Raw genomic sequence first — 13,805 nt, 5'->3', positions numbered from 1 at the left:
TTACCCAAAAAAGTACTAATGATACCGCCAAAAATCAAAATTTGAAAAAACACAGACCTTATTATTTTATTTTACTTCTTGTAATTATTTTTCTGGGAATCATGTCACGAAAAACGGATCTTATTCCATTATCTACAGGAGATTTTCTTTATGCTGTCATGATGTATGTTTTTATTCGCATACTAATGATCGATAAAAAAGGCATTCAAATCATAATTACCTCTTTATTAATTTGCTACGGAATTGAATTTTCGCAGCTCTACCATGCAAATTGGATTGACGAACTTAGAAATACTCTTTTAGGAAAATATACTCTGGGTCAAGGTTTTCTATGGACAGATATTCTGGCATATACTATGGGAATCTTATTGGCTTTTGGGATCGAAAGGATTGTTTTGAAACGTAAATTTTAACGATTTAGCCCTCTTTTATCACTGTCATCCCGAGGCACGAGGAATCTCACCACGAAACTAACACAAAGTATTTTCCCTAAATTGTCGAGCTACTTGATGAGATTCCTCGTGCCTCGGAATGACAAAAATACGCAGATAAACTTTTAAACTAATCCAGTGTTTGAGTAATCTTATCCAGATTCAGACTATTTGCCATTGCGGTAAATATTTGATAATAGGTTGATTTATTTTCGTATAATTCGTCATGAGTTCCTTTTTCGATACATCTTCCTTGTTCCAGCACTATGATATTTGCTGCATCAATAATTTGAGAAATACTGTGCGAAATGATAATTACTGTTCGGTCTTTTTTTATGGCATCCAGAGACTTTTTAATTTGTTCTGTTGCTATGGCATCCAGACTTGCCGTAGGTTCATCCAGGAAAATAATTGGAGGATTTTTCAAAAACAATCTTGCAATTGCAATTCGCTGTTGTTGTCCGCCTGAAAGTAAATGTGCATCAGAATCATAACCTTTAGGCAATTGCATTACTTGTTCGTGAATATAAGCTTGTTGAGCTGCCTCTATAATTTCAGATTGTGAAGCATCTGGTTTTCCGTATAAAATATTTTCGGCTATTGTACCTTTAAAAATATGATTTTTCTGCAATACCAATCCAATGTTTTTTCTTAGAAAATCAGTATTATAATCATTTAAATCTACTCCATCCAAATAGATTTTTCCCGATGTAGGTAAATAAAACTTATCTAGTAAATTAATGATCGTACTTTTTCCGGCACCACTTAACCCTACTAAAGCTGTGGTTTCGTTAGGTTTTATTGTAAAATCAATTCCAAAAAGAGCCTTTGTTCCGTTTGGATAAACAAAGTCAACATTTTTAACCTCGATAAGTCCCACAATTTTTTCAGGGATATAATCGCCACTTACTTCTTTTTCATTATCGGATTCTAGAATATCAAAAAATCCTTCAGAATAAATCAAAGCATCATTTACTTCATCATAAATTCGGTGCAATTGCCTGATTGGTGCAGAGACATTATTAAACAACATAATATGAAACATGATTGCTCCAATTGTCATCGTATTATTCAAAACAAAATACGCGGTCAGAATAATGATAATTACTACTCCTATCTGTTCTACAAAACCTTTAATACTTTCAAAAATGAAACTGGTCTTTCTGGTTGCTAATTGATTTTCGGTCATTTCAAACTGAATATCCTTATGTCGATCTGCTTCCATTGGTTCGCGCACAAATGATTTAATCACAGTTATGGATTCAATCAAACTAATGATTCCGTTATTTTTTGTCTCGCGATAATTACGCATTCTTCGCCTAAACCCACTTAATTTAGTTGCCTGCAATTGACTGATATAAAAATAAATGGGAATAATACACAGACTCACCAAACCTACATATACATTAGCATAGAACATAATTGCCAATGCAACAAAAGCATTTGCAAACAAAGGCAGGATATCAATAAAAAAATTCTGGACCAATCGTGTTAAACTGCTTATTCCTAAATCTATTCTGGTTTGAAGTTTTCCGCTTTCATTTTCGCCAGACGTATAAAATTCCATTCGATAGCTTAAGATTTTTTCGACTATTGCCTGCGAAATATCACGGGTTATGAAGATGCGCAATTTTTCGCCGTAAAACTTTTGACCAAATTGCACTACTGAATAAACCAATTCTTTAGAAAGTAAAACAATACTAATAATCTCTAATAAATGAAAACCTTTTGATAATGGTTCGTGAGCAACCATTAAATTACTAATTGAATCTACTGTATACTTTAATATTAATGCATTGACCTGAGCGGCAAACGATCCCAGAAAAGTTAGCAATAAAGTCGCAATAACCATTTTTCTGTAAGGCTTAACAAAAGGGGTTATTTTTTTATATAGTAAAGAAATCTTCATTTATTTTAATTTTTCGTCACATATCAAATATAAGAATTCTAAATTTGTGTTTATATATTCAACAACAGATAAAAACAAATTCTTATGCAACTGGTTTTCGCTTCAAACAACCTTAATAAAATCAAAGAAATCCAAAGTATCTTAAAAGGATCTATCCAATTATTAAGTCTGGAAGACATTGGCTGTAACGAAGACATTCCTGAAACTGCTGACACAATTGAAGGAAATGCAATTTTGAAGGCGAATTATGTAACTGAAAAATTTGGTTATGATTGTTTTGCAGATGATACCGGTTTAGAGGTTAAAGCCTTAAATGGAGAACCGGGCGTATATTCAGCAAGATATGCAGGAGAACAACGCGATTCTAATGATAATATGGATAAACTTCTAAACTCTTTATCAGATAAGGAAGATCGCAGTGCTCAGTTTAAGACCGTTATCGCATTAAATATAAAAGGAGAACAGCATTTATTTACCGGAATCGCAAAAGGACATATAGTTCTGGAGAAAAAAGGAGATAAGGGTTTTGGTTATGATCCTATTTTTAAGCCAGAAAATTACGACGAAACATTTGCCGAAATATCTTCAGAGATAAAGAATAAAATTAGCCATCGTGCAAAAGCTACTAATCAACTAATTGATTTTCTGAACACAATCAAATAATTGTTTTAAATACAACATTTTAAAGTCTAAATTTTATATTTCACGACGTAATTTTGCAGAAAATTCTTCAATATCTCAACAAAATGATTTTACATTAAACATAACTTTTTGATAATCAAATCATAACAAATACATAATTCTTAAAATAGCATTAGTTTATCTGAATAATTAACAGTAATTTTGCACCCTATTTTAAAAATACATATGAACAAATTTGAACAATTAGGATTGAGTGAATCGTTACTGAAGGCGATTTTAGATCTAGGATTTGAAAATCCGACCGAAGTACAGGAGAAAGCGATTCCCCTATTATTGGAAAAAGACACAGATATGGTTGCGTTGGCTCAGACAGGGACAGGGAAAACGGCAGCTTTTGGTTTTCCGCTAATTCAAAAAATTGATGCCAACAACAGAAATACACAAGCATTAATTTTATCTCCAACACGCGAACTATGTTTGCAGATTACCAACGAAATTAAAAACTACTCTAAATACGAAAAAGGTATTAATGTGGTAGCAGTTTACGGTGGAGCTAGCATTACAGAGCAAGCAAGAGACATTAAAAGAGGAGCACAAATTATTGTAGCTACTCCAGGTAGAATGCAAGATATGATTAACAGAGGATTGGTAAACATTTCTCAAATCAACTATTGTGTTCTTGATGAGGCTGACGAAATGTTGAACATGGGATTCTACGAAGATATCGTAAACATTCTTTCAACTTCTCCAGACGAAAAAAGCACATGGTTGTTCTCTGCAACTATGCCACAAGAGGTTGCAAGAATTGCGAAACAATTCATGCACGAGCCTTTAGAAATTACAGTAGGTGCTAAAAACTCAGGTTCAGCTACCGTTTCTCACGAATTTTACTTAGTAAATGCACGTGATCGTTACGAAGCTTTGAAACGTTTAGCCGATGCAAATCCAGACATTTTCTCTGTGGTTTTCTGTCGTACTAAAAGAGATACACAGGCTGTTGCCGAAAAATTAATTGAAGATGGATACAGCGCTGCTGCATTGCACGGAGATTTATCTCAGGCGCAACGTGATGGTGTAATGAAATCTTTCCGTGGAAGACAAATTCAGATGCTTGTTGCAACTGACGTTGCTGCACGTGGTATTGACGTAGACAACATTACTCACGTAGTGAACTACCAACTACCTGACGAAATCGAAACTTACAATCACCGTTCCGGACGTACCGGTAGAGCTGGAAAATTAGGAACTTCTATTGTAATTGTTACAAAAAGTGAGTTGCGTAAAATTTCTTCTATCGAAAGAATCATCAAACAAAAGTTTGAAGAAAAAACGATCCCATCTGGAATCGAAATTTGTGAGATTCAACTATTGCACTTAGCAAACAAAATTAAAGATACTGAGGTTGATCACGAAATTGACAACTATTTACCAGCTATCAACAATGTTCTTGAAGGCTTATCTAAAGAAGAGCTGATCAAGAAAATGGTTTCAGTAGAATTTAACCGTTTTATTGCTTACTACAAGAAAAACAGAGACATTTCTAATCAGTCTTCAGGTTCTGAAAGACGCGAAAGAAGTGATTCTGAGCCAAGAGAATTCAATAATAACGGAGCAGTTCGTTATTTTGTAAACATTGGTTCAAGAGATAATTTTGATTGGATGACACTTAAAGACTACCTGAAAGAAACATTAGACTTAGGTCGTGATGACGTTTTCAAAGTAGACGTAAAAGAAGGTTTCTCTTTCTTTAACACTGATCCTGAGCATACTGATAAAGTAATGGAAGTATTAAACAACGTACAATTAGAAGGACGTCGTATTAATGTTGAAATTTCTAAAAATGATGGTGGCGGAAGACGTGACCATAACGGACGTTCTGGTGGTGGAAGAAGTTCTGGCGGACCAAGAAGAGAAGGTTCTGGCGGAGGAAGTTTCGGACCAAGACGTGAAGGTTCTGGTGGTGGAGGTTTTAGAAGCGACAGAAACTCTGCTCCTAGAGAAGGTGGTTTCAGAAGCGACAGAAACTCTGCTCCAAGAGAAGGTGGCTTTAGAAACTCAGCTCCAAGAACTGAAGGTGGTTCAGACAGAGCTCCAAGACGTTCTGAAAGCTTTGGTGATTCACCAAGACCAAGAAGACCAAGAAGAGATTAATATTTTAATATCTTGAAATACAAAATCCCAAATTCCAAATACAACTGGAATTTGGGATTTTTTTTTACTTTAATAATGTTATTCCCGATAAAAAAAATTTAGAATCCAAAACTATGTAACCTAAATCTTCTTTATCTCATTTTATTTAAATACTAAAAGCTCCACTACGACCTTTGTTAATTTTCTGATAATTATATTCGAAGACTGCGAAATATTTAATCCTGATTTAGTACTTTTAGTGCTTTAAATAAGGATATGAAATATTTCGCAGTTTTCTTTTTTACACTACTATCTACTACTATTAGTTTTGCACAAGATGTTGAATCTACAGTACCGCAAAGAGTATCTGGTTACATTATCAACGATAATACTAAACAACCGCTTGCTAATGTAAATATCATCAACACCAACAAAGTTCGTGGTGCAAAGTCTGATGCTAAAGGATATTTTGAGATCGATGTACAATTAAATGACACTATTCACTTTTCGATTTTAGGATTTCAATCTTTAAGAATTAGGGTAACAAATGACTGGATAAAAAATAAAGTGACCAGAATACAGCTTACTGAAAAAGCAATTGCCCTTGAAGAAGTGATCATTGCTCCTTTTAGTTTAACCGGATATCTTGAAGTCGATTCAAAATTGATTCCAACAAAAGAAAATTACCGTTACAGTATCTCAGGTCTTACCCAGGGTTATGAAGCTGGTGAATATTCTCCAAATGCTTTTGGAAAAGTATTAGGTTCTATTTTTAATCCTGCCGATGTACTTTATGGTTTCTTTGGTAAAAACGCCAAAGAACTTAAGAAATTAAAAGAAATGAGAAAAGATGATACCGTTCGAAATCTTCTGGAATCTAAATATGACCGTGAAACTGTTTCTGTACTTTTAGGCGTTAGTAAAGACGAAATTCCTGAAATTTTGCAACGTTGCAATTACTCTGAATCCTTTATACAGTCTGCAAATGATTTACAGATTATGGATGCAATTAACGGTTGTTATGAACAATATAAAGTACTAAAACGAAATTAAGTTACATCTTATAACTACAACTCAAATCCTCAATTTCTAAAATTGGGGATTTTTTTGTTTTCTAAAAAAGCAATAGAATTAATTTACCCTACCTTTTGCAGTACTTTATCTTACAAAGGTAGGTTTTAGTGCTTTTTTTGATTAAATTAGACTTCTATACTCCTATCCAATTAATCTACAATCTCAACTCAATTATAAGCTCATGAAGGATATAACTCAAAAAGTTTTAAATTTTATTGATCTTCACAAAGGCGAAGAGAATAAAAAATCAGTTATCGAAAATATAACAGGCGCTATATCGTTCAGAGGTTCAAATATATGGATTTTGGCTTGTGCAATTATTATTGCATCTGTAGGTTTAAATGTTAATTCGACAGCTGTAATTATTGGTGCAATGCTAATTTCTCCTTTAATGGGACCAATTGTTGGCGCTGGTTTTGGATTAGGAATGTATGATTTTGAGCTTTTAAAAAAATCAATAAAAAATCTGTTGATCGCAACACTAGTGAGTCTGGCTACTTCTACTTTATATTTCTATATTAGCCCTTTTAAGGAAGCACAATCTGAATTATTAGCCAGAACTTCTCCAAATATTTACGATATTTTAATTGCGTTTTTTGGAGGTTTAGTTGGTGTAATAGCCGTAACACGTGTAGAAAAAGGAAATCCAATTCCCGGCGTAGCTATTGCAACTGCATTGATGCCGCCACTTTGTACGGCTGGTTATGGTTTGGCTCTTGGTAATTATCTCTATTTTTTTGGTGCACTGTATCTTTATACTATCAATTGTGTGTTTATTTGTATTGCTACTTTTGTGATTGTAAAATATTTGAATTATCCAATTGCACAGCAACTGGATTTAAGACATCAGAAAAGGGTAAAATACGGTATTACAATTCTTATTTTACTTTTAATTGTTCCTAGTATATATTTTGCTTACCAGTTATATGTTCAAAAAAATTATAATTCAAGAACAGAAATTTTCATCCAGAAAGAATTCCTGGACAATGACTATCCCATTATTTATAAAAAAATAAGATATAATACTGATCCAAAAAGAATTGAATTGGCCTTTTTAGCAAAAAAATTTAGTGATACTGAGATCATCAATCTTAATAAAAAACTGGTAAACTACAATCTTCCAAACACAAAATTAATTATCAGACAGGATACTGTTAATTTAAGAAAAGACATTATGGATCAAATCAATAATAATCAAAGTGTTGTCGATCAAAAGGATATTTTAATAAATAATTTACGGAATCAATTGGCCCAATATCAATTCAATAACAACCAGATTAGTAATGAAGCTAAAATACTTTTTCCTGCCGTTACCTCTCTTACCATTGGAAATTATACTGTAGAAAGCGAAACAAATAAATCAAAAATTATTCCCGTTATTCTTTTTCAGAGCAAGAAAAAAGTTGATTTAGAAATGAAACAAAAAATGAAAATGTGGCTAAAAACAAGACTTGAAAAAGATTCTATTGAGGTATATCAACAAAATAATTAATATAAACTCAAAAATAGAACCTATATTTACTTTAAAAATAAGTTAACTATCTAAATTGAAATATTATGGCAAAGAGTCAGGATGCTAAGAAAACAGCAAAAAAAGAACCGTTAAAAACGGCTAAAGAAAAAAAAGAAGAAAAGAGAGAAAAGAAAAATGCTCCTAAAAGAGATTAGTTTTCAGTCTCAGTTTACAGTCTCAGTTTACAGTTTTTTGAAACTGAATACTGAGACTGCGACTGAATACTGTGACTATTTAACCGGAATATTAGAAAGAATTTCTAATATAAATTTCCAATATTTTTGAGCCGAAGAAATACTTGCTCTTTCATCCGGAGAATGCGCACCGTGAATTGTTGGTCCAAAAGAAATCATATCCATTTCAGGATAATTTGTTCCCAGAATTCCACATTCTAAACCAGCGTGACAAGCCACTACCTTAGGTTTTTCGTTGTTTTGTTTCTCGTAGATTCCTACCAAAGTATCTAATATTTCAGAGTTTACATTTGGCGTCCATCCCGGATAAGAACCAGAAAGTTCTACTTCGCAACCTACCAATTCAAAAGCTGAACGCAACGCATTAGCCAAATCAAATTTAGAAGTTTCAACAGAAGAACGTGTTAAACATCCAATAGATATTTCACCATCTTTTACGATAACCCTTGCAATATTATTTGAAGTTTCTACCAGGTCAGCCATATCAGCACTCATTCTGTAAACACCATTGTGCGCAGCATAAACAGCACGAATAATTCCTTCCTGAACACCTAAATCCATTACTTTTGAAGGCGTATCACATTTTACGATTTCAATAGATAAGTTTGGCTCAGTCGTTTTATATTCAGTTTTTATATCATTGATGATTTCCTGCATATCAAAAATATACGCTTCATCAAACATTTCAGAAATAATTACTTTTGCAACACTTTCTCTCGGAATTGCATTTCTTAAACTTCCTCCATTGATCTCTGCTACCTGCAAACCAAAGTTTTCAAAAGCATCAAACAACAAACGGTTCATGATTTTATTCGCGTTTCCTAAACCTTTGTGAATATCCATTCCTGAATGACCACCTTTTAGACCTTTTACGGTAATAATATGTCCAACAGAACCTTCCGGAACTTCTTCTTCATTATATGCTCTTGTAGCCGTTACATCAATTCCACCAGCACAACCAATATCAATTTCATCATCTTCTTCAGTATCTAAATTCAAAAGAATCTGACCTTGAAGAATTCCTCCTTTTAAATTTAAAGCTCCGGTCATTCCCGTTTCCTCATCAATTGTAAACAAGGCTTCGATTGCAGGATGCGGAACGTCTTTACTTTCTAAAACAGCCATAATTGTAGCTACTCCTAATCCATTATCAGCACCAAGCGTTGTACCGCGGGCACGAACCCAGTCTCCATCAACATACATGTCGATTCCCTGAGTATCAAAATCAAAAACAGTATCAGCATTTTTTTGGTGCACCATATCCAGATGCCCCTGCATAACAATTGCTTTACGGTTTTCCATTCCCGGAGTTGCCGGTTTTCTGATAATTACATTTCGAATATCGTCTTCAAAAGTTTCTAAACCTAAGCTGTTTCCAAAGTTTTTCATAAACTCGATCACGCGTTCTTCTTTCTTTGACGGACGTGGAACTGCATTTAAATCTGCAAACTTATTCCATAGCGCTTTAGGCTCCAGATTTCTTATTTCCTGACTCATTATATTTTGTTTGAAGTTTAACAATTAAGAGCTCCAAAGTTACAAAGTTTAAACTCGTTTTATGGGTAAAGTACTTAAATTTTTCTGCCGCGAATTTCACTAATTAGCACAAGTTATAATGTCAGTAAAACTGGATAACACGAATCATTATTATTTTGTAACCTAAGAAAAAAATCATCAATTCGTGAAAATTCGTGGAATTCGTGGCTAACTCTTTTTAATTGTATTTATATTTACCTATCCAAAATTAAAATTGTGAAATCAAAATATATTTTACCATTATTACTTCTCGTACAAATCATCCTTTTAAAGATTCTTCCGTATTTTCCGGAATTCACAGAACGCTTTTACAGTAACGGATTGTATCTTAAAACCTCACATTTTTCAAGAATCGTTTTGGGCAAAATTCCATTTTCAGTGGGCGACTGCATCTATTCTATTTTGATTTTGTTTTTGATTCGATGGATTTGGAAAACAAGAAAAACATGGAAATCACAATGGAAAGACAATCTTTTAAAAGCCCTTAGTGTCCTTTCTATATTTTATTTTTTCTTTCATTTACTTTGGGCATTCAATTATTACAGGGAACCGCTTTTTGAAAAAATGAAAATCCAAAGAGAATATACTGACGCTGAATTGCTCGCTTTTACAAAAAAACTAATTGCAAAAACAAACGAAATTCAGTTTCAGATTACAAAAAAAGACAGTTCAAAAATAGTTTTTCCCTACTCTCAAAATCAGGCTTTCCAGATGAATTTAAGTGGTTATGAAAATCTGGCAAACGAATATCCTTACTTTAAATACGAAATAATAAGCATCAAAAAATCACTTTTTAGCCTGCCTCTGACTTATATGGGTTTTGGTGGTTACCTCAATCCTTTTACAAACGAAGCTCAGGTTAATGATTTATTACCCATGTACAATTTTCCTGTTACGAGCTGCCACGAAATGGCACATCAAATGGGTTATGCCAGCGAAAGCGAATGCAATTTTATTGGTGTTCTGGCTACTGTAAAAAATCAAAATTTATACTATCAGTATTCCGGATACAGTTTTGCCCTTCGCTATTGCTTAGGGATTTGGCAAGCAAAAGACGAAAAGGTATTTAACCAATTAAAGAAAACCGTTCATATTGGTATCCTAAAAAACTATCAGGAAAGTCAGGATTTCTGGAAACAATATGATACTTTTATTGATAAAGGCTTTCATATTTTTTATGATAATTTCTTAAAAACAAACAATCAAAAGGATGGTATGGAAGGCTATAGTAAATTTGTTGATTTGATGGTGAATTATTATAAAACAAGACCTCTATAAAGTTTGCCGCGAATTATTACGGATTGTTATAATTAAATTAAAATTTTAAAATACTCCACGAGCTAATATCCAAGCCACAATTTGGAAAATTCTCGCTTAAAAAAAAATATATTGTAACAAAATAGCTTTGATTACTACTAATACATTATGAGCGAAAATCTAGAACAGTCATTTGTTGTGCAGTTGCAGGCAAATCAGAATATAATCCACAAGATTTGTAGATTATATACTGCTGGCGAAGATGCTCACAAAGACTTGTTTCAGGAAATCACCATTCAGTTATGGAAAGCTTATCCTAAATTTAGGGGCGATAGTAAATTTTCGACCTGGACGTATCGTGTCGCATTAAATACTGCGATTACCTTATATCGAAAAACCAAACGAACCATATCAACCGTTGAGTATGAAAGTCATCAGCATTTTGTAAAAGATGTTGATTACAATTATGAAGAAGAAGAACAGATAAAATTGATGTACAAAGCCGTTTATCAGCTTAATGACATCGAAAAAGCATTAGTTTTTATGTATTTAGAAGACAAAGATTATCAGGAAATAGCTGAAACCTTAGGGATCAGCGAAGTGAATGCACGTGTGAAAATGAACAGAATTAAAGGGAAACTTAAAAAAATACTAAATCCTTAAAAATTATTATGAAAGAACTGGATTTACTAAAAAAAGACTGGAAAAAGAATGAAAATTCTTTTGAACAAATTTCTGAAAAGGACATCTATAAAATGATACATAAAAAATCATCTTCTATTGTAAGATGGATTTTGATTATTAGCATTTTAGAGGTTCTACTTTGGACATTTTCAAATTTATTCATTAATACAGATGATGTTTTGAAAAAAATGAATCATCCTGAAATTGTATTGATCCTGGAGTATTTAACCTATATCAATTATATCGTTGTACTGATTTTTATTTTTGTTTTTTATAAAAATTACAGAACTATTTCGACTACTGTAGCTACAAAGTCGTTGATGGGTGCTATTTTAAAAACCCGAAAAACGGTACAATATTATGTATGGTACAATTTAGGAATGATTATAGTATCGACCATCTTAAGTTTCTTTGTTGGTTTTGTCTACAATCCTGATATGGCATTTTTAAGAGAAAAATTAGCTGCCAATGGGAAAACAATGTTGGTATCTGCGGGAATTTTAATTCTGATAATACTAGGTTTCTTTGGGATCTTCTGGTGCTTTTACAGATTACTGTACGGAACTTTATTACGCAGATTGTATGCTAATTATAAAGAATTAAAGAAAATTGATTTTTAAAAAGAAGGCAAGGCTCAAGTAGCAAAGGTTCAGAGATTTTCTTATCAAGTCATAAAACCATGAGAATATTGGGAATGCATTTGTTTTTTCAAATACGAATTAGAAAAACCTGAAACCTAAAACTTAAACTTTTTTAATTTCTAAATCTAATACTCCCATCTTCTTAATTTATTAAGTTCTTCCTCTACTTTGATTTCTTCGGCTGGAATAACTTTCAGGAATGATGGATGCTGTTCTATAGCATATTCTACTTTTTCGACGATTTCTTCGATGGTATCGTTTTCATAATCAATATCAAGAGGTTCTTTGATGATAAAAGATTGCAGAATTCCTTTTTTCTTCATTCGTAATCCTTTTTTATCAAATGAACGGCGGAAACCGTCAATAACAATAGGAATTACAATTGGTTTATGTTGTTTAATAATATGTGCTGTTCCCTTACGAACTGGTTTAAAAGACTTTGTAGTTCCCTGCGGAAACGTAATTACCCAACCGTCTTCAAGCGCAATTCTAATATTTTCTGTATCATTTGGGTTCACGTCCCTTTTTTCTGTAACATCAACACCTTTTGCACGCCATGTTCTTTCAACCGTAATGGCACCAACATAAGCTAAAATTCTTGGCAACAAACCTGCCTGCATGGTTTCTTTTGCCGCTACATAATAAATATTCATTTTTGGCTGCCACAAGTACCCAATATTCTTAATAGTATCCTGACGTCCGCTTAAACTTGCGTTAAACACATGAAACATAGCAACAACATCAGCAAAATAAGTCTGATGATTAGATATAAACAAAACATTAGTATCCGGAAGTGTTTTAATAATTTCAGATCCTTCAATCTGTAATTCATTAAAACCTCTGTATCTTCTATGAGTCATGGCGCCCAAAATACGGATTAACCATTTCTTAATGAATAATATATGTCCAAAAGGATTTCGTTTAAACAATCCCATAGCTGTGTATTGTATTTTTTGTTATGACGCAAACATACAAAAATTATTCTTTTAGCCGTACTATAAAGCAATTTGGGAAAGAAATTGTTATTATAATGAATATCAAATTGTTATTTTTTTGCTTTTATGATTTTCCTTCAAAAGTTGTTTTCAAAACATCTCTCAATTCGCTTAAAATCATGGCAGTCGCGCCCCAAACAATGTGGTTTTGAATATTAAATGCCGGAACCAGAATATTATTAGCGTAAGAAGTTGACAATGTGGCTTCGACAATAATTTCATCATCTAAAAAAACAGAAAGCGGCAGCTCTATAATATCAGCTACCTCTCTAATATCAGGATAAAATGAAAGTTCTTCTTTTGAAATTCCTAAATACGGATGTACCAAAAAATTACTCGGCGGAATATACATTGGAGTAAAATGTTTGATGACTTTTATTTTTTCAGGAGGAACTCCTACTTCTTCATGCGTTTCTCTAAGAGCTGTTTCTTCATAATCAGCATCTGTAGTTTCATACTTTCCTCCCGGGAAAGCAATTTGCGACGAATGGACACCGTTGTAAGCATTACGGACTATTAAAACCAAATGGGCTTTCCCGTCTTTTGGATAAAACAACATCATGACAGCAGCAATTCTGGGATTTTCTATTTTTAAATCCAGATTTTTCAAAGCTTCAATGCGTTCTTTTGGAGCCATTTTTATATGTGCCGCAACTGCCGGGAGTTCAACCGGAATTAAATTAGGAACATATTGCAAAAAATCTTGAAAATCCATAATCAAAGTTTATTTTTGTACTTTCAAATAAATAAAATATAAATATAGTTTAGAAAACGCGTATCTACAAGCTTTCTAAAGCCA

At 32.9% G+C, this 13,805-nt stretch carries 12 protein-coding genes; 8 read left to right on the top strand and 4 right to left on the bottom strand.

Annotated features, from left to right (window positions below):
- Window positions 1-41: 41 nt before the first annotated feature.
- Window positions 42-413: a ribosomal maturation YjgA family protein gene (locus QLQ94_RS12525; protein ID WP_271336399.1), complete on the top strand. Its 372-nt coding sequence runs from the start codon at window positions 42-44 to the stop codon at window positions 411-413.
- Window positions 414-561: 148 nt separating this feature from the next.
- On the opposite strand, the gene QLQ94_RS12520 is transcribed toward QLQ94_RS12525, so the two are convergent.
- A complete protein-coding gene (locus QLQ94_RS12520) occupies window positions 562-2,340 on the bottom strand; it encodes an ABC transporter ATP-binding protein (RefSeq protein ID WP_271336398.1) in 1,779 nt (592 codons plus the stop codon).
- An 84-nt stretch (window positions 2,341-2,424) separates the two neighbouring features.
- Here QLQ94_RS12520 and QLQ94_RS12515 point away from each other — a divergent pair, with 84 nt between their 5' ends.
- From QLQ94_RS12515 to QLQ94_RS12500, 4 genes are all read left to right on the top strand, one after another.
- Window positions 2,425-3,003, top strand: a complete 579-nt coding sequence (locus QLQ94_RS12515; RefSeq protein WP_482497347.1) for a non-canonical purine NTP diphosphatase — start codon at window positions 2,425-2,427, stop codon at window positions 3,001-3,003.
- A 204-nt stretch (window positions 3,004-3,207) separates the two neighbouring features.
- Window positions 3,208-5,133 (top strand): DEAD/DEAH box helicase, encoded by a 1,926-nt coding sequence (locus QLQ94_RS12510; protein ID WP_271336396.1) that lies wholly within the window; start codon window positions 3,208-3,210, stop codon window positions 5,131-5,133.
- A 255-nt stretch (window positions 5,134-5,388) separates the two neighbouring features.
- Window positions 5,389-6,165: a carboxypeptidase-like regulatory domain-containing protein gene (locus QLQ94_RS12505; RefSeq protein ID WP_271336395.1), complete on the top strand. Its 777-nt coding sequence runs from the start codon at window positions 5,389-5,391 to the stop codon at window positions 6,163-6,165.
- 202 nt (window positions 6,166-6,367) lie between these two features.
- Complete coding sequence (locus QLQ94_RS12500) at window positions 6,368-7,678, top strand: DUF389 domain-containing protein (RefSeq protein ID WP_271336394.1); 1,311 nt, start codon at window positions 6,368-6,370, stop codon at window positions 7,676-7,678.
- 251 nt (window positions 7,679-7,929) lie between these two features.
- On the opposite strand, the gene QLQ94_RS12495 is transcribed toward QLQ94_RS12500, so the two are convergent.
- Window positions 7,930-9,390, bottom strand: coding sequence for an aminoacyl-histidine dipeptidase (locus QLQ94_RS12495; RefSeq protein WP_482499933.1), 1,461 nt, complete (start codon window positions 9,388-9,390; stop codon window positions 7,930-7,932).
- Window positions 9,391-9,645: 255 nt separating this feature from the next.
- Between QLQ94_RS12495 and QLQ94_RS12490 the strand changes: the two genes are divergently transcribed.
- From QLQ94_RS12490 to QLQ94_RS12480, 3 genes are all read left to right on the top strand, one after another.
- Entirely contained in the window at window positions 9,646-10,707 is a 1,062-nt protein-coding gene (locus QLQ94_RS12490; protein WP_482499931.1) for a DUF3810 domain-containing protein, read from the top strand.
- A gap of 147 nt (window positions 10,708-10,854) precedes the next feature.
- Window positions 10,855-11,349: an RNA polymerase sigma factor gene (locus QLQ94_RS12485; RefSeq protein WP_072956102.1), complete on the top strand. Its 495-nt coding sequence runs from the start codon at window positions 10,855-10,857 to the stop codon at window positions 11,347-11,349.
- An 8-nt stretch (window positions 11,350-11,357) separates the two neighbouring features.
- Window positions 11,358-11,990: a hypothetical protein gene (locus QLQ94_RS12480; RefSeq protein ID WP_271336389.1), complete on the top strand. Its 633-nt coding sequence runs from the start codon at window positions 11,358-11,360 to the stop codon at window positions 11,988-11,990.
- Window positions 11,991-12,136: 146 nt separating this feature from the next.
- On the opposite strand, the gene QLQ94_RS12475 is transcribed toward QLQ94_RS12480, so the two are convergent.
- Window positions 12,137-12,946, bottom strand: a complete 810-nt coding sequence (locus tag QLQ94_RS12475; protein WP_271336388.1) for a lysophospholipid acyltransferase family protein — start codon at window positions 12,944-12,946, stop codon at window positions 12,137-12,139.
- A 124-nt stretch (window positions 12,947-13,070) separates the two neighbouring features.
- Complete coding sequence (locus QLQ94_RS12470; RefSeq protein ID WP_271336387.1) at window positions 13,071-13,721, bottom strand: NUDIX hydrolase; 651 nt, start codon at window positions 13,719-13,721, stop codon at window positions 13,071-13,073.
- Window positions 13,722-13,805: the final 84 nt, after the last annotated feature.

The organism is Flavobacterium sp. B114r, from assembly GCF_056824125.1.
This window is presented reverse-complemented; position numbering and strand designations above follow the sequence as displayed.